This is a genomic window from Pseudomonas phenolilytica (genome assembly GCF_021432765.1).
In the GTDB taxonomy this organism is placed as follows: Bacteria; Pseudomonadota; Gammaproteobacteria; order Pseudomonadales; family Pseudomonadaceae; genus Stutzerimonas; species Stutzerimonas phenolilytica.
In genome coordinates, this window is sequence record NZ_CP058908.1 from 2,955,428 (window position 1) to 2,974,298 (window position 18,871).

An 18,871-nucleotide genomic window follows, 5' to 3' on the forward strand; every position below is an offset into this window, starting at 1 on the left:
GCGGGACGCCTGTCAGGCGTCTTTCTTGGCCCGCGGGCTGCGCGGTTTCTTAGCTGATTGCGGCGTCGGTTGGGCCGCATCGGCGGCCGCCGGGCTGGCGGCTTTCTTCGTCGTCGCGCGTGCGGCGCGTGGCTTGCTGGCTGGCGCGCCGGCGCCGGCTGCCACCTCGGTGGGTTTGGTGGCCGGCTTGCGGGCACGGCTGGCCAGCTTGGCGCTGGGTGCGCTCTGCTGCGCCTCCACCAGCTTGCGTGCCATTTCCCAATGGCGCTCCTCCTGGCCGTGCGGACAGCCCTCGGATTGCCAGATCTGATAGGCGAATTCGCGGATGCGTTGTTCTTCTGGGTTCATTGTTCGGATTCTCCTGATGACCATCCGGTTGTGTGCAGGACCTCTACCGACAGCTCGTCGAGTACCTGCGCCACGCTCAAGCCGGCTCGTTGGAATGTGACTGCGGTTGAAGAAAAAAGTCGCTGCAGCGGCCGACCGTCCAGCGCTTCGGGCAAAACCACGCGGGTATCGCCCCAGCGATCGGCGGCGATGCGCGGCAGCGGGCTGCCGTCCAGCAGGGCGCTACTCAGGCGCGGGACCAGCACCACCAGCCAGTCGCCATCCGCCTCGCGGGCGAAGGCGAGCAGATGCTCGGCCTGCGCGCCCTCGACCGCCAGCGGCTGGTAGCGCCCGCCGGTGAACAGCTGCGGCCGGGCGAGGCGCAGGTTCAGCGTGCGCGCGATCAGCCATTGCTTGATGCGGCCGTCATGCCAGGCGGCCAGCAGCTCGGCGGACGGGGCGTCAGGGTCGAAGCTGGCGCGGCGGGCGGCGAAGTCCACCGGCCGGCGGTTGTCCGGGTCGACCAGACTGAAGTCCCAGTAATCGGCGCCCTGGTAGAGGTCCGGTACGCCGGGCGTGGTCATGCGCAGCAGCGTCTGGGCGAGGCTGTTGAGCGCGCCGGCGGGCGCCAGTTCGAGCGCCGCGGCGGCGATGGCCTGACGCAGGCGGGCGTCATTGCCCAGCAGCAGGCGTTCGACGTACTGCTGACAGGCGCCTTCATACGCCTCGTTGGGCGCGGCCCAGGTGCTGCGTAGCTTGGCTTCGCGCACGGCCTTGCGCTGCCATTGCAGGATGCGTTCGCAGTAGCCACTCAGGCCTTCGCGATCATCCGCGCGCAGCTCCAGCGGCCAGCTGCCGAGCAGGGTCTGGATCAGCAGCAGCTCGTCGGCAGGCGAGGGGGCCAGACCATCGTCCAGTGGCTGCAACAGGTCGGCGGCCAGCGCGCGCCATTCCTGCACCTTGCCAGCGAACCAGTGCGCGCGTTCGCTGAGTACGGCGATGCGCGCGCGGGTGTCTTCGCCGCGTTTGTGGTCGTGGGTGGCGGTGGTCAGCAGGTTGTGCGGCAGGTGCTCGGCGCGCTGCATGCATTCGGCGTGGAAGTCGGCCGGCGAGGCGCTGAAGCGTTGCGGATCGAAGCCGACGTCGTTGCGCGACAGCAGCACCGCGGAACGGTAGCAGGCGGTGTCCTCCACCGCCTTGGCTGCCGCGGGTGAGGTGAGCTGTTGGAAGCGTGCACAGACGTAGCGGCGCAGCTTGCGCTGTGGCCCCGGTGGCAGATCGCGCAGGCTTTCACCGCCCAGCCAGCGCTGCAGGTGCTCGAGCAGCGGCCAGTCGCTTTCACCCAGCGTGGTGCGCGCGCCTTCCAGCGCCTGCTGGAAGAACGGCTCGTCGGCCGCGCGCCGGCCCGGCGCGGCGATGTAGGTGCGGTAGACCGGGAAGTGCACGATCAGCTCCAGCAACGCGCGGCGAATCTGCCCGAGGGTGATGTCGCGGGTCATCACGTCGCCGCGCGCCACCTGCAGCAGCGCCTGCGCCACGGCCTCGAAATCACCCGCCAGCGGCCCGGTGAGCACCAGCTGGCGTGCCTGCCGGGCTTCGTCGAGGAAGTCCGCCGGGCGTCCGCTGGTGTCGCTCCAGAGCGCGCAAAGCGGCGCCTGCCCGGCCGGGTCGTGCTGGAGCAGCGATACCTGGTTCATGAATTCATAACCGGTGGTGCCGTCCACGCCCCAGTCGTCGTGCAGATGCTCGCCGGCGGCGAGGATCTTCTCCACATAGATCGGCACGTGATCCTGCGCTGCCTCGGGTGGCCGCGCGGCGTTCAGCCGGTCGACCCGACGGCGCAGGCGCCGGCAGTAGCCGCGCGGGTCGGCGAGGCCATCGATGTGATCGATGCGCAGGCCGTCCACCAGACCGTCGGCCAGCAGCTGGAAGACCTTCGCGTGGGTCTGCTCGAACACCACCGGGCGCTCGACGCGCAGGCCGCCCAGCTCGTTGATGTCGAAGAAGCGCCGCCAGTTGATGTCGTCGGCGGCGGTGCGCCAGCTCGCCAGCCGGTAATGCTGGCGTTCGAGCAGCGCGTGCAGGCGCTGGAAGCCCTCGGCGTTAGTCGCGTCGTAGCGGGACAGAGCCTGCTCCAGCTGCTGGCGGGTATCGGCGTCCTCGAGCTGCTGGGCGAGGTCCGCGCGCAACCTTTGCGCGGCAAGGTAGGGCGCCGGCTCGGTCTTCAGTGCATCGAAATGCTGGGCCAGCGCGCGCAGCTGCGGGTGTTCGGTCTGGCGCAGCACTTCGCCGTAACTCGGTGGTGTCAGCGGGAAACGGTGTTCATAGTGCTCGGCGTAGAGCGCGCCGTTCTCCACGTCCAGACGCAGCACGACGTTGCCTTGCTGCAGCGCTTCGCCGTAGTCGCTGCCGAGAAAGGGCACCAGCAGCTGCCCTTCGAGCAGCGGGTCGGGCGAATTCCATTCGATGTCGTAGAACTGTGCATAGGGGCTGCGCTTGCCCCATTCGAGCACGTCCAGCCACCAGGGGTTGCCGGCGCCGCCGACCGCCATGTGGTTGGAAACGATGTCGAGGATCAGCCCCATGCCGCGTGCCCGCAGTGCCTCGACCAAGCGACGCAGCGCCGCCTCGCCGCCCAGCTCGGGATTGATGCGGGTCGGGTCGATCACGTCGTAGCCGTGCATCGAGCCGGGGCGGGCGGTCAGCAACGGCGAGGCGTACAGATGGCTGATGCCGAGTGCGGCGAAGTAGTCGACCAGCGCGGTGGCGTCGTCGAGGGTGAAGTCGCGGTGGAACTGCAGGCGCAGCGTGGCAGTGAGCGGCTTCATCGACGGCTTCCTTCGCGGTGATCGTGGCGGGCCTTGTTCAGGCAATGCAGGCGGCGGCTGCAGACGGGCTGGTCGAGCAGGGTGGCGCTGTCGTACGGGTAGCGCCGTCGCCAGTTCGGATGGATTTCGACGATGCCGGGCATATTGGTCTGCTCGCTGAGGCCGAGCGCATCCTCCACCGGCAGCAATGCCAGCGGCGCGGGGGTATGGCCGAGGAAACAGGCGGCGGCATCGACCGCCTGTTGAACCTCCAGCAGCTGCCCGGGATCGCGCCCGCCGTCTTCGCAGAGCACGCGATTCAGCCCGGCGCGCTCGTGCTCGCGTGCGCGCCACTGAGACTCGCGCTCCGCTTCGCTCAGCTGGCCGATCCTGATCCGCCAGTCGATGTCATGCCCGCTCCACCACCCGGCGAGCGGCGGAATATCGTGGGTGGTGCTGGTCGCCAGCGCCTGATCGGAGTACTGACCGGCGCGCTGGAAATGGCCGTCGTGCTGCTCGAACAGCAGCACGCGCATGCCGAGTATGCCGCGCGCGGCGAGCACCTCGCGCAGGCCTTCGGGGATGGTGCCGAGGTCTTCGCCGAGGATCACCGCGCGGTGCCGCCAGGCCTCCAGGCAGAGCAGGCGCAGCATGTCGTCGAAGGGGTAGTTGAGGTACACGCCGCGCTTCGGATCGGCGCCGGCCGGCATCACCCACAGGCGCTTGAGGCCCAGCACGTGGTCGATGCGCATGCCGCCAGCGTGCGCAAGGTTGGCGCGCAGCATCTCGATGTAGGCGCGAAAGCCGTGGCGCTGCAGGCCCCAGGGTGAGAACGCGGAGATGCCCCAGTTCTGCCCGGCGCGATTCATCACGTCCGGTGGCGCGCCGACGCTGAGCGCAGCCAGGAGTTCGGCCTGCCGGCTCCAGGCCTGACTGCCGCCGCCATCGGCGCCGACGGCCAGATCCGAGATCAGGCCGATGCGCATGCCGGCGCTACGCGCGGCGACATGGGCGCGTTGCAGGCCGCGCGCCATCAGCCATTGGCCGAAGGCGTGGTAGCTGACCGCATCGGCGTGTTCGCGGGCAAACGCGGCCACCGCCGGGCTGGCCGGATCGCGGTATTCGGCCGGCCAGGCATTCCAGTGCTGCGGGTTGCCCTCGGCATCGCGCAGGTGGTCGTGCAGCGCCTCGAACCGGCAGTGGTTTTCCAGCGCTTCGCCCCCGCTGGCGCGGAAGCTGTCGAAATCGACCTGCTGCGCATTGCCGCCGCGATTGAAATCCTCGAACAGCTGACGCAGCAGGCGCTGACGGCTGAGCGCCACGGCCGGCCAGTCGATCAGCTCCAGCTGCTCCAGACGCTCCCGCTCGCGGCCCAGATCGCAGGTTTGGATGCCTAGCTGCACCGGGCGCTCGCCGAGGATTGCGCCGGGCGCGGCGTGCAGCACATTGAGGAAAAGCCGGCTGGATGGCGAGTAGGGGCTGTACTGATGGGGATAGGCGCCGAACATGGCGTGCACCGGGCTGATGCCCAGCGCGTCGGCACCATGGGCGGCGGCACTGCGGGCCAGGGTTTCCAGCGCCTGGGTATCGCCCAGGCCGCCGTCGCCTGGCCGGCGCAGGGCATACAGCTGCACGGTGAGGCCCCAGGCGTCGGGACCGGCGATGTCCGCCACAGTCGGGCAGGCATGCGGCGCCACCGCCACGGTCAGCTGGTGCTCGGCGATGCTCAGCTGGTAGTAGCCGGGAGTGCCGATCGCCGGCAGCCGCGCCTGCTCGTCGAGCTGGCCGTCACGGGCTTCGCCGTCCTCGGACGTCAGCTGGTAGTGGCTCGCCGGCGCGAAATAGCTGCCCAGTTCCAGCGCGGCGTGCTGGTCGCAGGTCAACAGCGGCGGCACGCCGCCGTGGTTGTACTGTTGCGCGAGCAGATCGAGGCTGGCCTGAATGTCGGCTTCGCTGTGCGCGGCCAGCCCGAGGCAGCCCAGCACCTCGCGAAGCACCTGCGGCTCGACGCGTTGCGGGCAGTTGTCGGCGTCCGTCCAGTCGACGGACAGCCCCGCGGCAGTGGCCAGGCGGATCAGCGATTCGTCACTCATGGTCTTTCTCCAGATACAGCCTGGCCAGACGCGGCGCCAACGTATCGCGTGCATCGACCACCTCGCGGCTGGCGAACAGCAGTTGGGCACCCGGCGGGGCCTCCGACAGCGGCGCGGCCTGCTCGCCGAGATTCAGCTCCAGGCGCAATCGGCAGCCGCCGCCGAGGCGCCAGTGCACCAGCACCGCTGCATCGCCCAGCACACAGGCATCGAGAAAACGCGCACCCGGCAGGCGCGGCACGATCTCGCGCCGACGAATGTCCAGCAGCTGGCGATACAGCGCCTGCCATTCGGCATGCCCCGGCTCCTGGCGCGCGCCGAAATCCGGGCACGAGGCGTCGAAGGTGGCGATGGCGTTGGGGTCCGGGATGCGCTCGCGGGTGTTCTCGTCGGCGAACTCGGCAAACTCGGCGAACTCGTTGCGGCGGCCTTCGCGCACGGCGTCCGCCAGTTCGCCGTGGTGGCTGGTAAAGAACAGGAACGGCTGGCGCGCGCCCCATTCTTCGCCCATGAATAGCAGCGGAATCATCGGCGAGAGCAACAGCACGGCCGTCGCGGCACGCAGCGATTGCGGGTCGGCGAGGCTGATCAGGCGCTCGCCGAAGGCGCGGTTGCCGATCTGGTCGTGGTTCTGCAGGAACAGCACGAAAGCGGTCGGGGACAGGTGGCCGCTGGGTTCACCGCGCGTCTCGCCACGGCGGTTGGCCTCGCCCTGGTAGATGAAACCCTCGCCGAGAAAGCGCGCCAGCTTGGCCGTGGCGTCGCCGTGGTAGTCGGCGTAGTAGCCCTGGCGCTCGCCGGTGAGCAGACAGTGCAGGACATTGTGGCCGTCGTCGTTCCACTGCGCGGTGAAGCCCTGGGCCAGCAGGCTGGCGCGGTTGTCCTCGTTCTCCAGCACCAGGTGGACGTGCCGGCCGGGTTCGGTTGCCTCGCGCACCCGGGCCGCCAGTTCGGTGAGGAAGCTGCGTTCCGGGATGGCGTGCACGGCGTCCAGGCGCAGGCCGTCGAAGCGGTATTCCTGCAGCCACATCAACGCGTTGTCGATGAAGAAATCGCGCACCTCGCGGCGGCGGAAGTCGATGGCATCGCCCCAAGGCGTCTGCTGGTCATGGCGGAAGAAGTGCTTGGCGTAACGGCCGAGGTAGTTGCCGTCCGGGCCGAAGTGGTTGTAGACCACATCGAGGAAGACCATCAGGCCGTGGCCGTGGGCGCTGTCGATCAGCTGCTTGAGCTCGGCCGGCGAGCCGTAGGCCGCCTCCGGGGCGTAGGGCAGTACGCCGTCGTAGCCCCAGTTGCGCTCGCCAGGAAATTCCGCCAGCGGCATCAGCTCGATGGCCGTGACGCCCAGCGCGGCGAGGTCCGCCAGGCGCCGCTCGACCCCGGCAAAGCCACCGAGCAGGCCAGCATGCAATTCGTAGAGCACCGTTTCGTGCCACGGGCGGCCCTGCCAGTCGGCGTGACGCCACAGGTAGTCGTTGGGGTCGACCACCACGCTGGGGTCGTGCACATCGCCGGCCTGCGCGCGTGACGCCGGGTCGGGCACCTGCAGTTCGCCGTCGATGAGAAAGCGATACAGCGTACCCGCGCCATACGGAGCATCCACGCCGTACCAGCCATCCGCCTCGGGCTGCATCGGCAGCGTTTCGCCGCCAACGATAACCAGCGCCACGCTTGCGGCATCCGGCGCCCAGAGCCTGAAGCGGGTGGTGTTGCAGTCCAGCAGTTGTGGGCCGTGTCGTCCGATGGGGGCACGCATGGATGGCATTGACTGTCCTCGGGTTGGCGCACTCAGGAAATGGCGTGGGCGGCCTCGCGGTGGACGCCCAGCAGTTGCTGGTACAGGTGGTCGTACGGGGCGATGGCGTGGCGCCAGAAGAATCCGGTGGCCATCGCCCGGCAGCGCATGGCGCACAGCAGGTCCGGCCGCTGGTGAATCTCCAGGGCGCGCAGCACCGCATGGCGATAGCTGTCGACGCTGGGCTGGTCGAACAAGAAGCCGGTCAGCCCGTCCTCGATGGAGTCGGCCAGGCCGCCGGTGCGGCGGGCGATCGGCAGCGAGGCGTAGCGCTGGGCATACATCTGGCTGAGGCCGCACGGCTCGTAGCGCGAGGGCATCAGCAGGAAATCGCTGCCGGCGAACAACCGCCGCGCATCGTGTTCGTTGAAGCCGACGTGCGCGGCGACACGGCCCGGATAGCGACGGGCGAGTTCGCGCACCTCTTCTTCGATATGCGGCTCGCCCTGGCCGAGGATGGCCAGCTGGCCGCCGTTGGCGACGATGGTTTCGGCTACGCCGAGGGTCAGGTCGATGCCTTTCTGCTGCACCAGGCGCGACACCACGGCAAACAGCGGACTGGCGTCCGCCTCGAGGCCGAACGCCTGGCGCACATAGGCGGCGTTGGCAGCCTTGCCCTGCCAGTCGCACGCGCTGAAGCCGCGTACCAGATGGGGATCGCTCTGCGGTTCCCAGCTTTCGTCGATGCCGTTGAGCAGGCCACTGAGCAGGCCCTGGCGCGCCTTCATGCGCAGAAAACCTTCCATGCCGCAGCCGAATTCTTCGGTGGTGATTTCCTGCGCATAGGTCGCGCTGACGGTGGTGACATGGCTGGCGTAGGCGATGCCGGCCTTGAGCAGCGAGAGCTTGCCGTAGAATTCCATGCGCTCCACGCCGCAGGCTTCATGCGGCAGCGCCAGTGCGCGGCGCAGGCTCATGTCGATGTTGCCTTGGTAGGCCAGGTTGTGAATGGTGAATACGCTCGGTGTACGCAGCCCGCGCCAGTGCATGTAGGCGGGCGTGAGTCCGGTGGGCCAGTCGTGCGCGTGCACCAGCTCCGGCGTCCAGCGGATGCAGGCGGTGCCGGCGGCGATCTCCGCAGCGGCCAGGCATAGACGGGCAAAGCGCACCGGGTTATCCGGCCAGTCATTGCCGTGGCCGTCGCCGTATGGGTTGCCGTCGCGCTCGTAGAGCTCCGGGCAGATCAGCACGTAGATGATCAGGCCGTCGGGCATGTCCATTCGGCCGATGCGGCAGGCAGGTATCTCCGCCTGGGCGCCGAGGCTGCCGACCACGCGGATCGCATGACCGCTGCGCAGCACCTGCGTGTAGCCGGGAATCAGCACGCGCACGTCGTGCAGCGTACCGAGCGCGCGGGGCAGGGCGGCGGACACGTCGGCCAGCCCGCCGGTCTTGATCAGATCGGTCAGCTCCGAGGTGACGAAGAGGATTTTCTTTTTCTCGCTGTGACTGCTGCGAACCTGCAGCACCGGGCGCGGCGTTAGCCGAATGGCGGGCTGGGTCTTGTTCAGGCGAATGGAACCGGCGTTCACCGCAATACTCATCACGATCTCCCCAAGTGTTCCGGCATCCAGGCGCCGGCGCCAGTTACGAGCATATTTCTCCAGTGCAACGATCTGATGACCGTCACACCCGTGAACACGATAGGCAGGAATCACTATTGCGAACCGCCGAACGGCGGGGGTAGGGCTACGCTGGCCCTACCAAAAACCAGACCGGACAGTGTGTGAGAAAGTTCTGGTTTCGGTTGAAAAAGACCCGGCGTGGAACTCGTTTCCGACAGGCTGCTCCGAACGGTAGGCAAATCGTTACGGAGGCGATCATGCAAAGGCTTGAAGAAGTGGTGGCATTCCTGCGCGACCGGCAGGCAGTGCTGAGTACGGCCGAGTCCTGCACCTGTGGCCTTATGGCCTCGTTGCTGGCCGATATTCCGGGTTGCGGGCAGGTGCTCGACAGCGGCTTCGTGGTCTATTCGCCAGACGCCAAGCACCGGCTGCTGCAGGTCAGCTTCGCCACCATCGAGCGCTTCGGCCTGACCAGCGAGGAGGTCGCGACCGAAATGGCCACGGGCGCGCTGCGGGCCAGCGCGGCGTCGCTCAGCGTGGCCAACACCGGCGTCGCCGACGATGCCCAGGAGGACGAGGGCGGTACCCAGTGCTTCGCCTGGGCGCTGCGCGAGGGTGAGCGGCTGGTTTCGATCAGCGAAACGGTGAAGTTCGATGGCGACCGCGTGGCGATTCGCAAGCAGGCGGCGCGCTACGGACTCGAGCAGTTGCCGCAGCGCTATGCGCAGCTGCAGGGGATGCTGATCAGTCAGGACTAACGACGTGCAGTCAGTCGGACGGGGGGAACTCCCGGGACAGCGTGCGTTTCACACCCATCAGAGGATCCGACATTCACGCCTTACAGGAGACGCCCCATGCAAAGTGCCCAGACCGGTCACGACGTCCGTACCGAACGCCTCATCGAATGGCTGCGCGATGCCCACGCGATGGAGGCCCAGGCCGAAACCATGCTGACCAAGCAGGCCAGCCGCATCCAGCACTACCCTGAGCTGAAGGCGCGCATCGAGCAGCACATCACCGAAACCCAGAACCAGGCCCGCCTGATCGAGGACTGCCTGCGCCGTCACGACAGGTCCTATTCCGGGTTGAAGGACCTGGGCGGCAAGATGATGGCGATGGGGCAGGCGATGGGCGGCATGATGGTCAGTGACGAGATCGTCAAAGGCGCGCAGATGGGTTACGTGTTCGAGAACCTGGAAATCGCCTCCTACAAGATTCTCATCGCCGCCGCCGAAGCCGTGGGCGACCTTGAGACCAAGGCAGTCTGCGAACGCATCCTGGTCGAGGAAATCGCGATGGCTGACTGGCTGCGCGACCACCTGGCCGAACTGACCCATGCCTACCTGACGCGCGCGGCCGAGCCACATGTCGAGGCCAAGCGCTAGGCCCGTCTCTACGTCGGCGGGATAGGGAGCGCAGCCCGCCCAAATTCAGCGAACCGTTCGCGCAGCCGTCCGGAGGAGCGGCGGCTGCGCGATGGGAACCTTCGATGAAGCCCAGACCGCTACTGAAGACCTTCACTTTCGCCATCCTGCATTTCGCCACGGCCTTCATCGTGGTTTACGCACTGACCGGCAATGTCGCGATCAGCGGCGCAGCGGCGCTGATCGAGCCGCTGCTCAATACCGTGGTGTTCTATTTTCACGAACGGGCATGGAACCGCTTCGGCCGGCAGACACCGCAGCAAAGCCACAGTTACGGGCACGACGTGTTCGTTAAATATCTCGCGCGGCGCAAGGGGGCGCGCGCCGAGGCATCGGCTATTCGACGGAGCTGAGCGTGGCGTTCTCGGCCGGTATTTCGCTACGGGTGACGAACATTTCGATGCGCAGCTCCTGTGCCAGACGCACAAGATTGGCGGCGTCGCGGCACTGCTCATGGGTCACGCCGAGTACCGTCAGCTCTTCGTGTTCGGCCTGGGCATCGTACAGCCGCACACTGAGGCCGCTGGCCTGCTCCAGGCATTCGCAGCGGAACGGGTGCAGGTAGTCGTGCAGGATCGCTTCGATCTTGAACAGGGGGAGTCGCGAGCCCATAAATCCTCCTTTTTCGGTAGGGGACGGATCACTGCACCTCGGCATCGTCATCTTGCCGACACAATGACCGTAGCAGTGGCTTGCCGGTTGTAAATCGCCGTTTGGCGCCATTTGCCGAGCATGGGACAGCAGCCCCGTGAGGCGGCGCTTTTCGGCCGCGACCTTTCATCGGAAGGCATGCCGGCCCGGCGATCGGCCTCGCTGAACTTCATACCGCAGGGGGATGACAAAACTGCTAAGGCGGACCGAAACCTGCGGAGGACCACATGAAGAAAGCATTCCTGGCGGTGGTACTAGCCGGCGTACTGACATTGCCCGCACTGGCGCAGTATCCGGCCGGCACGCCTGGCGACGATCGCGCCTCGCCGCCCAGCACGATGGGTAATCCGACGCCGCACGAAGAAGTAGAAACGCGCAAGGACGAGCAGGGGCGCACGGTTACCGAAGATGGCCGGCCGGTGGTCACGCCCAAGCATGATCGGGAGGCGGAGCCGTCCACCGATCCGACGCGACACTCGGCACCCGGCGGCCACGACGATCCCTCCACCAGCGCCGGCGAGCTGGATTGACGGGGCGTCATGGCGCTCGACGAGTACCAGCGCAAGCGTGATTTCGCCGCCACGCCCGAGCCGGCTGGCACGCATAAGCGCACCCGGCGCAGCGAGCAGGCGCTGCAGTACTGCATCCAGAAACATGACGCCACGCGACTGCATTACGACTTCCGCCTGGAACTCGACGGCACGCTGAAGAGCTGGGCGATTCCCAAGGGGCCGAGCCTGGACCCAGCGGTGCGCCGGCTGGCGGTCCATGTCGAGGATCATCCGCTGGACTATGCCAGCTTCGAGGGGCATATCCCCGAAGGGCACTACGGCGCCGGTGACGTGATCGTCTGGGATCGCGGCGTCTGGCTACCGGACGGTGATCCGCAGGTCGGTTATCGCAAGGGCAAGCTGAAATTCACCTTGCAGGGCGAGAAGCTCGCCGGCAGCTGGAATCTGGTGCGTACTCGCATGGAGGGCAAGCAGGAGCAGTGGTTCCTGATCAAATCCCGCGATGAGGCCGCGCGCGAGCAAGCCGATTACGACATCACCGCCGCCCAGCCGGACAGCGTGCTCAGCGAGCGCACTTTGGTGCCGCGCCGCCGCGGGACGGCGCGCAAACGCACCGAGGAAGATCCGCCCAAGCCGGTGAAGCGCCCAGGTCGCACGCGAAAGGGCGCGGCGACCAAGGCGCCGCCGCAAGCGCTACCGGGCGCCGTTGCCGCTGACCTGCCGGCCACGCTGACACCGCAGTTGGCCACGCTGGTGGATGCGGTGCCGAGCGGTGACTGGCGCTACGAGATCAAGTTCGACGGCTACCGCATCCTTGCGCGCATTGATGCGGGGCGGGTGCAGCTGTTCACCCGCAATGGCCATGACTGGACGGCGAAGATGCCGCAGCAGGCTGCCGCGCTTGCCGGGCTCGGGCTGCAATCGGGCTGGCTCGATGGCGAGGTGGTGGTGCCGGACGAGAGCGGCACGCCGGATTTCCAGGCGCTGCAGAATGCCTTCGAGGCCGGCCGCAGTGGCGGCATCCTCTATTACCTGTTCGATGCGCCGTACCTGAACGGGCTGGACCTGCGCGAGGTGCCGCTGGAGCAGCGTCGCGCGGCGTTGCGTGAAGTTCTGGCGCGTAGCGATAGCGATCTGCTGCGTTTTTCCGAGGATTTCACCGAGGCGCCGCAGAGCATTCTCGAAAGCGCCTGCCAGATGAAGCTCGAAGGGCTGATCGGCAAGCGCGGCGGCAGCAGCTATGTCGGCAAGCGCAGCAGCAGCTGGGTCAAGATCAAGTGCGGCAACCGCCAGGAATTCATCATCGTCGGCTACACCGCCCCCAAGGGCACGCGCACCGGTTTCGGTGCGTTGCTGCTGGGGCTGCATGACGATGACGGGCAGCTGCGCTACGCCGGCAAGGTGGGCACAGGCTTCGATGTGGCGACGCTAACCAGCCTGCATCGGCGCTTGCAGGCGCTGGAAATCGCCCGCTGCCCGCTGGACAAGGCGCCGCCGGCGACCGATGTGCGCGGCGCGCAATGGCTCGAACCGAAGCTGATGTGCGAAGTGGCCTATGCCGAGATGACACGCCAGGGCGTGGTGCGGCATGCGGTGTTCCATGGCCTGCGCACCGACAAACCGGCACAGGCGATCACCCGCGAGCGCGCCCGGCCGGTTAGCGCGGCGCGCAGCCGGGGCGGCAGGCGCAAGGCGGACGATCCGCTCGCCGACACCGGCGTGCGCATCTCCAACCCGGAACGCGTCATCGACCCGCACAGCGGCACTACCAAGCTCGAACTGGCGCGCTTCTACGCCCGTCTCGCGCCGTGGCTGCTGCCGCAACTGCGCGATCGCCCGCTGGCGCTGGTGCGCGCGCCGGAAGGCATCACCGGCGAGCTGTTCTTCCAGAAGCACGCGGACAAGCTGAGCATCCCGCACATCACCCAGCTCGATCCGGCGCTCGACAAGCACGGCGCGCTGCTGGTGATCGACAGCCGCGACGCGCTGGTCGGTGCGGCACAGATGGGCACCATCGAGCTGCACGCCTGGAATGCCGTCGCCCCCGGGCTGGAGCACCCGGACCGTTTCGTGCTCGACCTCGACCCAGACCCCGCCTTGCCGTGGAAACGCATGGTCGAGGCTACCCAGCTGACCCAGACGCTGCTGGACGAGATCGGCCTGCAGTCGTTTCTCAAGACCAGCGGCGGCAAGGGACTGCACATCGTCGTGCCGCTGGCGCCGGTGCATGGCTGGAGTGAAGTGAAAGCCTTCAGCCATGCCATCGCCCGCTATCTCGCCAAGCTGCTGCCGGGCCACTTTTCCGCCGTCAGCGGACCGAAGAACCGCGTCGGCCGCATCTTCATCGACTACCTGCGCAACAGCCGCGGCGCCAGCACGGTGTCGGCCTATTCGGTTCGCGCACGGCCGGGACTGCCGGTTTCCGTGCCCATCCACCGCGATGAGCTGAGCGAATTGCAGGGCGCCAACCTGTGGACGGTCGGCAACCTGTTCGAGCGTCTGCAGGAGCTGGGCGAGGCGGATCCCTGGGCTGAGCTGCCAACGGTACGACAACGCATCGACGACGACATGCGCGCACGCCTTGGCGGTTGAGCCGCGCGCAACCCCATCACAGCGAGGTAAGCGTCATGGACAAATCGTACGACGAATCATCCAGCGCACCGACGACTGGCGACGACACGCCCGTGGTGCAGCATCAGGGGCTGGTGATCGAGCTGGACGCCGGGCAAGGCCGCGGCCGGATCGAGACGACCGACGGCCGGCAATTGCCGTTTCACCGGCGCGACGTGGCCGGTGGCGCGTTCGATGGCTTGCGAAAAGGCGATCAGGTGCGCTTCGCCGAGGAGCTGGGCGACGAAGGACCGGAGGCGAGAAAGGTGGAGCGCGGCGAGGTATAGCACGCTCGCCGACAGCGCAAAAATAAAACAGCAACGGCGCCTGTCGGCATCGTTGCTGTTCGACACGCCATTCGCGGTCAGAAGTTGTGGCAGTCCGGCCCCTGGCGCAGATACGACGTCACATGGGTTTCGCCCTGAGAGTCGACGTAGGTCATCTTCGCCTCGACGATCTCGCAGCCGCCGGCCGGAACTTCCAGCGAAACGACCTCGGCAACGTCCAGCTCGTCACCGTACTGATAGGGCACGGTCGCGGTTTCAGCATTGGCCAGCGGGGCGCACAGCGCCAGACTGGCGATACACAGCAGCTTTTTCATATCGAACCTCTAACGATGTGTCTGGCGGTCGACAGGGCCAAGCCGGGTACCGCCCGAAGCCGGCTCACGTCTGAGGTGCGCCGGCGCAATAAACAGGGCCGCAACGAGGAGAGCGGCCCGAAAGGGGCAATGACCGCGGGAGCGAAGGAGCACTCGATCGGGCGGTCTAGCGGTGCAGGGAAACCGCTGTTGCCACTGACGCAGAATACGCCGCGTCGTATCGGTAAAAAATGACGCGCATCGTCATAGACCTTTACCGAATCAGCAACAATCAGGCCCAGTAGTTCGGGTTCTGAATGATCTGGTGATAGCTGTCAAAAGCCTTGGGCAGTTCCAGCTTGAGAAACTCCAGCCAGGTCTTGATCTTCGCATCGAGAAACCGCCGCGATGGGTACAGCGCGTAGATGTGCTTGCACTGCAGGCGGAAGCCCGGCAACAGGCGCACCAGCGTGCCGCGCTGCAGCGCCGGCGCGGCCACGTAGTCGGGCAGCAGGCAGATGCCCATGCCGGCCTCGGCGGCACTGGCCATTGCCTCGGCGACGTTGACCTTGAAGGTGTCGCCCGGATGGATCAGGTGCACGGCGTCGCCGTCGTTGAATTCCCAGGCATCGGCGAACACCGGATCGACCAGACGCAGGCAACGATACTGCTGCAGCTCCTGCGGAGTCGTTGGAGTGCCGTGCTGCCTGAGGTAGCTGGGCGCGGCGCAGACCAGGTTGAACACAGAGCCGAGATTCTGCGCGATCAGTTCGGAATCCGGCAGCTCGCGTGAAAGCGTGATGACCACGTCCAGGCTTTCGCCCAGCAGATCCGGTTGGCGCTGCGAGAGCATCAGCTCCAGATTCACCTCGGGATACTGCTCGCTGTAGCGGCTCGCCAGCGTGGCCAGCATCTGGATGCCGAGCCCAGTGGTGGAGTGCACGCGCAGCCGTCCGCGCGGTGTCAGGTGCGCGCCGCTGGCCTCCAGCCGGGCCTGTTCGAGTTGGGCGAGAATCTGCCGACTCTGCTCGAGGAAGCGCTCGCCGGCTTCGGTCAGCGCCAGCCGCCGGGTGGTGCGATGCAGCAGACGCGCCTGCAACTGGCTTTCCAGCTCGGCGACCTGGCGCGAGACCTGCGCCGTGGAGGTCGCCGACTGCGCCGCGGCCGCGGTGAAGCTGCCGGCGTCGACCACCCGCACGAACGCCCGCATGGCCTGCAGCATATCCATCGATGTTTACCTCTTGGCGCAACTGACGAGGCGAATGGTGCCCGCATCGAGTGAAGGGGAGAAGCGTTGTTTCGTTTTGCGCAAGTATCGTCGCCGCATACATTATCGGCGCTTGACGCGCGCCCGACACCACGCAGACTAGCCGCCTCTGTTGGTTACCGAGACGCTTCGCTCATGATGCTCGACGATCTCCGCCGCTGGGCCAGGCTGCTCAAGCGCCAGGTGATGGTGCTCTGGTTCGCTTGCCGGCATCCACGCACGCCCTGGCTGCCCAAGCTGATCGCCCTGTGCGTGGTGGCTTATGCGCTCAGTCCCATCGACCTGATTCCCGACTTCATCCCGGTATTGGGCTATCTGGACGACCTGCTGCTCCTGCCGCTGGGAATCTGGCTGGCGCTGCGCCTGATGCCCACCGCGCTGCTGGAAGAATGCCGCCAGCAGGCGCTGGCCTGGGAAGCGCAACAGACGCCTCGGCCCGTCAACCGGGTTGCGGCGGGGGTGATCGTGCTCATCTGGCTGGGGCTGCTCGCGTGGCTCTGGCATCTCTACGCCGCCAGCCCGGCCGGCCTCTGATCAAGGAACAACTGCGTGGAACTGTTACGTCTGGTTGGCCTGTTTGCCCTGACCGCGCTGGCGGAAATTCTCGGCTGCTATCTGCCCTGGCTGGTCCTGAAGCAAGGCAAGAGCGCGCTGCTGCTGGTGCCGGCCGCGCTTTCGCTGGCGCTGTTCGCCTGGCTGCTGACGCTGCATCCGACCGCGGCCGGGCGCACCTATGCTGCATACGGCGGCATGTACATAGCGGTCGCGCTGCTCTGGCTGCGGCTGGTCGACGGCGTCGCGCTGACGCGCTGGGACATCGCCGGTGCCACCATCGCGCTGGTCGGCATGGCGGTCATCGCGTTGCAACCGACCGCGCACTGATCACTCAATGCGCGGCGGCCACGCCCGGCTCGCTGCCGGCGACGGTCGTCCAACCTCCGCCCAGGGCGAGGAACAGGTCGACCTGATCCTGTGACAACCGGGCCTCGGATGCGGCGAGGGTGGCTTCACTGGCGGCCAGTGTGCGCTCGGCGTCCAGACTGTCGAGGTAGGCAAGCCGGCCCTCCTGATACAGCGTGCGGCTGTACTCGGCGGCTGCCTTGGCCGCATCGCGCGACTGGCGCAGGGCGCGGTTACGCTGCAGGTCGTCGGCGTAGCGGGCGAGCAGCGTCTGGGTTTCACGCAGCGCGTCGAGCACCACGCCATCGAAGCGGGCGAGCGCGGCGTCGGCACCGGCCTCGGTGGCACGCACGCGGGCACGGTCGACCTGGGTCGGGAAGTGCCAGGCGATATGCGGACCGAACGCCCAGCGCCGGGTGATCGGATCGCCCATGTGCTCGAGCATGCCGGTGTAGCCCGCGCTGGCGCCGAGGCTGACTTCGGGGTACATCATCGCGGTCGCCACACCGATATCGGCGGTGGCGGCGGCCAGTTGCCGTTCGGCGGCGCGAATGTCCGGGCGACGCTTGAGCAGAGCTGCGCCATCGCCCACCGGAATCGGCTGGCTCAGCTGTGGCGCATGCGTGCAGGCGGCAACCGTCGGCGGCAGGTCGCCGGGCGTGCGGCCGAGCAGGGCGGCCAGGCGGTAGAGCGCGGCTGCCTTCTTGGTCTCGAACGGCGGCAGCTCGGCGCGTAGCGCCTCGGTCTGGGCGCGGGCGCGGGCGACGTCGATCTGATTGCCGCGCCCACCGGCGAACAGTCGCTCGGCGACGTCGAGCTGACGTTGCTGGATATCCAGCGACTGCCCGGCGATGTGCAGTTCCTCGGTGGCATGGCAGGCTTCGACGTAATCGCGCACGACCTGCGCCACCACGGTGATACGCGCGGTATCCAGCGCGGCCTGGCTGGACTGGGCGCTGGCGGCGGCCGATTCGGTGGCGCGCTGCAGCTTGCCGAACAGGTCGAGCTGATAGCCAACGGTCAGCCCGGCGTCTGCAAGGTTCATCATCGGCAGCTTTTCATGCAATGCCAGCGCTTCGCTGGACAACTGGCCGCGTGCGAGCGAGCCGCTGCCGCCGATCTCGACCTCCTGCGCGTGATGCGCCATCTGATAGCCCTCGTAGGCACGCCGCAGGTTGTGGTACGCCAGGCGCACGTCGCGGTTGCCGTCGAGCGCCGCGCGCACCAGCTGGTCGAGCAACGGGTCGTCGTACAGTCGCCACCAGTCGTCGGGCAGGGTCCTTGCGCTGACGGCGGCATTGTCGGCGAGGTCGAAGGATTGCTGCGCCTTCTCCTGTTTGATGACCGCCTCGTCAGGCACCTGGTAATCCGGACCGACAGCCGAACAGCCCGACAGCAGGGCGATCAGCGCGAGCGACGCGCAGCGCGACGTGCGGCTCATGGCTTCACCGGCTGCGCATCCGCGGCGGCGGGCCAGGGCAGCACCGAAAGCGTCGCCGTGCGGCCGATGACCATGCGGATGTCGGTCTGCTGGCCCTCGTCCAGCACCACCCGCACCGGGATGCGCTGGGCCAGGCGGACCCAGTTGAAGCTCGGGTCGATGTTGGGCAGCAGCGAATTGCCGCGCGCGCGGTCGCGATCCTCGATGCCTGCGGCAATGCTCTGCACATGGCCCTGCAGGTGCTGCGACTCGCCCATGATGTGAATGTCCACCGGCTGGCCGATGGCAATGGCGTGCAGCTTGGTTTCCTCGAAGTAGCCCTCGACGCGCAGGGAGTCGGTATCGACGATCGACAAGACAGGTGTGCCGGTTTTCACGTAGTCGCCGACGCGCATGGTCTGGTCGCTGAGATAGCCGTCCACCGGGCTGAGCACGCGGGTGCGCTTGAGGTCCAGCCGCGCCACGCCGAGCGCGGCTTCGGCGGTGGCCAGTGCGGCTTCGGCACGCTTGACCTGGGTGTCGCCAATCTCGACGGTTTCGGCGGCAATGAGGTCCTTGAGCACGCGGTTGCGCCTGGCTTCGCGACGCGCCTGGTCGAGCTGCGCGCGGCGCTCCAATACATTGGCCTCGGCTTCGTCGACGGCCAGTTCGAAGCGTGCCTGGTCGATGACGAACAGCACTTGGCCGCGGCTGACCTTCTGGTTGTCACGTACGTGCAGCTCGGTCACCAGCCCGGAAACGTCCGGCGCGACCTGGATGATGTCGGCGTGAACGTGGCCGTCGCGCGTCCAGGGCGCTTCCATGTAGTAGTCCCACAGGTGCAGGCTGACGATAACTGCGGCGCTCACGGCCAGCAGGGTGAGCAGCACCGAGCCGATGGCGGGTATCCAGTTCTTCAC

18 protein-coding genes are annotated in these 18,871 nt (G+C 67.3%); 8 read left to right on the forward strand and 10 right to left on the reverse strand.

Annotated features, from left to right (window positions below; translation table 11 throughout):
- Positions 1 to 12 precede the first annotated feature (12 nt).
- The 5 genes from HU825_RS14195 to glgA are packed head-to-tail and all read right to left on the reverse strand — an operon-like array spanning position 13 to position 8,566.
- Complete coding sequence (locus HU825_RS14195; RefSeq protein WP_043298605.1) at positions 13 to 348, reverse strand: DUF2934 domain-containing protein; 336 nt, start codon at positions 346 to 348, stop codon at positions 13 to 15.
- Positions 345 to 3,155 carry a malto-oligosyltrehalose synthase gene (locus HU825_RS14200; protein WP_156714432.1) on the reverse strand — a complete coding sequence of 937 codons (2,811 nt, stop codon included), beginning with the start codon at positions 3,153 to 3,155 and terminating at the stop codon, positions 345 to 347. The genes HU825_RS14195 and HU825_RS14200 overlap by 4 nt, the downstream gene beginning before the upstream one ends.
- Complete coding sequence (malQ, locus tag HU825_RS14205; RefSeq protein ID WP_234302290.1) at positions 3,152 to 5,227, reverse strand: 4-alpha-glucanotransferase; 2,076 nt, start codon at positions 5,225 to 5,227, stop codon at positions 3,152 to 3,154. Before malQ ends, HU825_RS14200 begins: the two co-directional genes overlap by 4 nt.
- On the reverse strand, positions 5,220 to 6,992 hold the full coding sequence (treZ, locus tag HU825_RS14210; RefSeq protein ID WP_234302291.1) for a malto-oligosyltrehalose trehalohydrolase: 1,773 nt from the start codon (positions 6,990 to 6,992) through the stop codon (positions 5,220 to 5,222). The genes malQ and treZ overlap by 8 nt, the downstream gene beginning before the upstream one ends.
- Before the next feature lie 23 nt (positions 6,993 to 7,015).
- Positions 7,016 to 8,566 (reverse strand): glycogen synthase GlgA, encoded by a 1,551-nt coding sequence (gene glgA / locus HU825_RS14215; RefSeq protein ID WP_138299889.1) that lies wholly within the window; start codon positions 8,564 to 8,566, stop codon positions 7,016 to 7,018.
- Positions 8,567 to 8,844: 278 nt separating this feature from the next.
- Here glgA and HU825_RS14220 point away from each other — a divergent pair, with 278 nt between their 5' ends.
- The 3 genes from HU825_RS14220 (at position 8,845) to HU825_RS14230 (ending at position 10,364) form a co-directional block, all read left to right on the forward strand.
- A complete protein-coding gene (locus HU825_RS14220) occupies positions 8,845 to 9,345 on the forward strand; it encodes a CinA family protein (RefSeq protein ID WP_138299890.1) in 501 nt (166 codons plus the stop codon).
- Positions 9,346 to 9,441: 96 nt separating this feature from the next.
- The gene (locus tag HU825_RS14225; RefSeq protein ID WP_043296789.1) at positions 9,442 to 9,972 is read left to right on the forward strand and encodes a ferritin-like domain-containing protein; all 531 of its coding nucleotides are present in this window, start codon (positions 9,442 to 9,444) and stop codon (positions 9,970 to 9,972) included.
- Between the two features lie 104 nt (positions 9,973 to 10,076).
- Positions 10,077 to 10,364 carry a DUF2061 domain-containing protein gene (locus HU825_RS14230; protein ID WP_102828464.1) on the forward strand — a complete coding sequence of 96 codons (288 nt, stop codon included), beginning with the start codon at positions 10,077 to 10,079 and terminating at the stop codon, positions 10,362 to 10,364.
- Here HU825_RS14230 and HU825_RS14235 read toward each other — a convergent pair.
- Complete coding sequence (locus HU825_RS14235; RefSeq protein ID WP_234302292.1) at positions 10,348 to 10,623, reverse strand: DUF1652 domain-containing protein; 276 nt, start codon at positions 10,621 to 10,623, stop codon at positions 10,348 to 10,350. The two genes, HU825_RS14230 and HU825_RS14235, sit on opposite strands and share 17 nt — an antisense overlap.
- A 266-nt stretch (positions 10,624 to 10,889) precedes the next feature.
- On the opposite strand from HU825_RS14235, the gene HU825_RS14240 reads away from it, so the two are divergent.
- The 3 genes from HU825_RS14240 to HU825_RS14250 are packed head-to-tail and all read left to right on the forward strand — an operon-like array spanning position 10,890 to position 14,071.
- On the forward strand, positions 10,890 to 11,192 hold the full coding sequence (locus HU825_RS14240) for a hypothetical protein (RefSeq protein WP_234302293.1): 303 nt from the start codon (positions 10,890 to 10,892) through the stop codon (positions 11,190 to 11,192).
- A 9-nt stretch (positions 11,193 to 11,201) separates the two neighbouring features.
- Complete coding sequence (ligD, locus tag HU825_RS14245) at positions 11,202 to 13,766, forward strand: DNA ligase D (protein ID WP_234302294.1); 2,565 nt, start codon at positions 11,202 to 11,204, stop codon at positions 13,764 to 13,766.
- 35 nt (positions 13,767 to 13,801) lie between these two features.
- The gene (locus HU825_RS14250) at positions 13,802 to 14,071 is read left to right on the forward strand and encodes a cold-shock protein (RefSeq protein WP_052079010.1); all 270 of its coding nucleotides are present in this window, start codon (positions 13,802 to 13,804) and stop codon (positions 14,069 to 14,071) included.
- A 77-nt stretch (positions 14,072 to 14,148) separates the two neighbouring features.
- On the opposite strand, the gene HU825_RS14255 is transcribed toward HU825_RS14250, so the two are convergent.
- Entirely contained in the window at positions 14,149 to 14,385 is a 237-nt protein-coding gene (locus HU825_RS14255; protein WP_054094754.1) for a DUF2790 domain-containing protein, read from the reverse strand.
- A gap of 271 nt (positions 14,386 to 14,656) precedes the next feature.
- Positions 14,657 to 15,592, reverse strand: a complete 936-nt coding sequence (locus tag HU825_RS14260; RefSeq protein WP_234302295.1) for a LysR family transcriptional regulator — start codon at positions 15,590 to 15,592, stop codon at positions 14,657 to 14,659.
- Between the two features lie 174 nt (positions 15,593 to 15,766).
- Here HU825_RS14260 and HU825_RS14265 point away from each other — a divergent pair, with 174 nt between their 5' ends.
- Positions 15,767 to 16,165: a YkvA family protein gene (locus HU825_RS14265; RefSeq protein WP_102828457.1), complete on the forward strand. Its 399-nt coding sequence runs from the start codon at positions 15,767 to 15,769 to the stop codon at positions 16,163 to 16,165.
- Between the two features lie 21 nt (positions 16,166 to 16,186).
- Complete coding sequence (locus tag HU825_RS14270) at positions 16,187 to 16,513, forward strand: YnfA family protein (RefSeq protein ID WP_178099679.1); 327 nt, start codon at positions 16,187 to 16,189, stop codon at positions 16,511 to 16,513.
- Between the two features lie 4 nt (positions 16,514 to 16,517).
- On the opposite strand, the gene HU825_RS14275 is transcribed toward HU825_RS14270, so the two are convergent.
- Positions 16,518 to 17,972 carry an efflux transporter outer membrane subunit gene (locus tag HU825_RS14275; protein WP_234302296.1) on the reverse strand — a complete coding sequence of 485 codons (1,455 nt, stop codon included), beginning with the start codon at positions 17,970 to 17,972 and terminating at the stop codon, positions 16,518 to 16,520.
- Positions 17,969 to 18,871: an efflux RND transporter periplasmic adaptor subunit gene (locus HU825_RS14280; RefSeq protein WP_043296774.1), complete on the reverse strand. Its 903-nt coding sequence runs from the start codon at positions 18,869 to 18,871 to the stop codon at positions 17,969 to 17,971. The genes HU825_RS14275 and HU825_RS14280 overlap by 4 nt, the downstream gene beginning before the upstream one ends.

What these genes read in the sequence shown, in the direction of transcription:
- malQ (WP_234302290.1), bottom strand. Translation starts at nt 5,227, where the DNA reads ATGAGTGACGAATCGCTGATCCGCCTGGCCACTGCCGCGGGGCTGTCC.
- treZ (WP_234302291.1), bottom strand. Translation starts at nt 6,992, where the DNA reads ATGCCATCCATGCGTGCCCCCATCGGACGACACGGCCCACAACTGCTG.
- HU825_RS14195 (WP_043298605.1), bottom strand. Translation starts at nt 348, where the DNA reads ATGAACCCAGAAGAACAACGCATCCGCGAATTCGCCTATCAGATCTGG.
- HU825_RS14200 (WP_156714432.1), bottom strand. Translation starts at nt 3,155, where the DNA reads ATGAAGCCGCTCACTGCCACGCTGCGCCTGCAGTTCCACCGCGACTTC.
- HU825_RS14265 (WP_102828457.1), top strand. Translation starts at nt 15,767, where the DNA reads ATGATGCTCGACGATCTCCGCCGCTGGGCCAGGCTGCTCAAGCGCCAG.
- HU825_RS14260 (WP_234302295.1), bottom strand. Translation starts at nt 15,592, where the DNA reads ATGGATATGCTGCAGGCCATGCGGGCGTTCGTGCGGGTGGTCGACGCC.
- HU825_RS14255 (WP_054094754.1), bottom strand. Translation starts at nt 14,385, where the DNA reads ATGAAAAAGCTGCTGTGTATCGCCAGTCTGGCGCTGTGCGCCCCGCTG.
- HU825_RS14220 (WP_138299890.1), top strand. Translation starts at nt 8,845, where the DNA reads ATGCAAAGGCTTGAAGAAGTGGTGGCATTCCTGCGCGACCGGCAGGCA.
- HU825_RS14275 (WP_234302296.1), bottom strand. Translation starts at nt 17,972, where the DNA reads ATGAGCCGCACGTCGCGCTGCGCGTCGCTCGCGCTGATCGCCCTGCTG.
- HU825_RS14235 (WP_234302292.1), bottom strand. Translation starts at nt 10,623, where the DNA reads ATGGGCTCGCGACTCCCCCTGTTCAAGATCGAAGCGATCCTGCACGAC.
- glgA (WP_138299889.1), bottom strand. Translation starts at nt 8,566, where the DNA reads ATGAGTATTGCGGTGAACGCCGGTTCCATTCGCCTGAACAAGACCCAG.
- ligD (WP_234302294.1), top strand. Translation starts at nt 11,202, where the DNA reads ATGGCGCTCGACGAGTACCAGCGCAAGCGTGATTTCGCCGCCACGCCC.
- HU825_RS14250 (WP_052079010.1), top strand. Translation starts at nt 13,802, where the DNA reads ATGGACAAATCGTACGACGAATCATCCAGCGCACCGACGACTGGCGAC.
- HU825_RS14230 (WP_102828464.1), top strand. Translation starts at nt 10,077, where the DNA reads ATGAAGCCCAGACCGCTACTGAAGACCTTCACTTTCGCCATCCTGCAT.
- HU825_RS14225 (WP_043296789.1), top strand. Translation starts at nt 9,442, where the DNA reads ATGCAAAGTGCCCAGACCGGTCACGACGTCCGTACCGAACGCCTCATC.
- HU825_RS14240 (WP_234302293.1), top strand. Translation starts at nt 10,890, where the DNA reads ATGAAGAAAGCATTCCTGGCGGTGGTACTAGCCGGCGTACTGACATTG.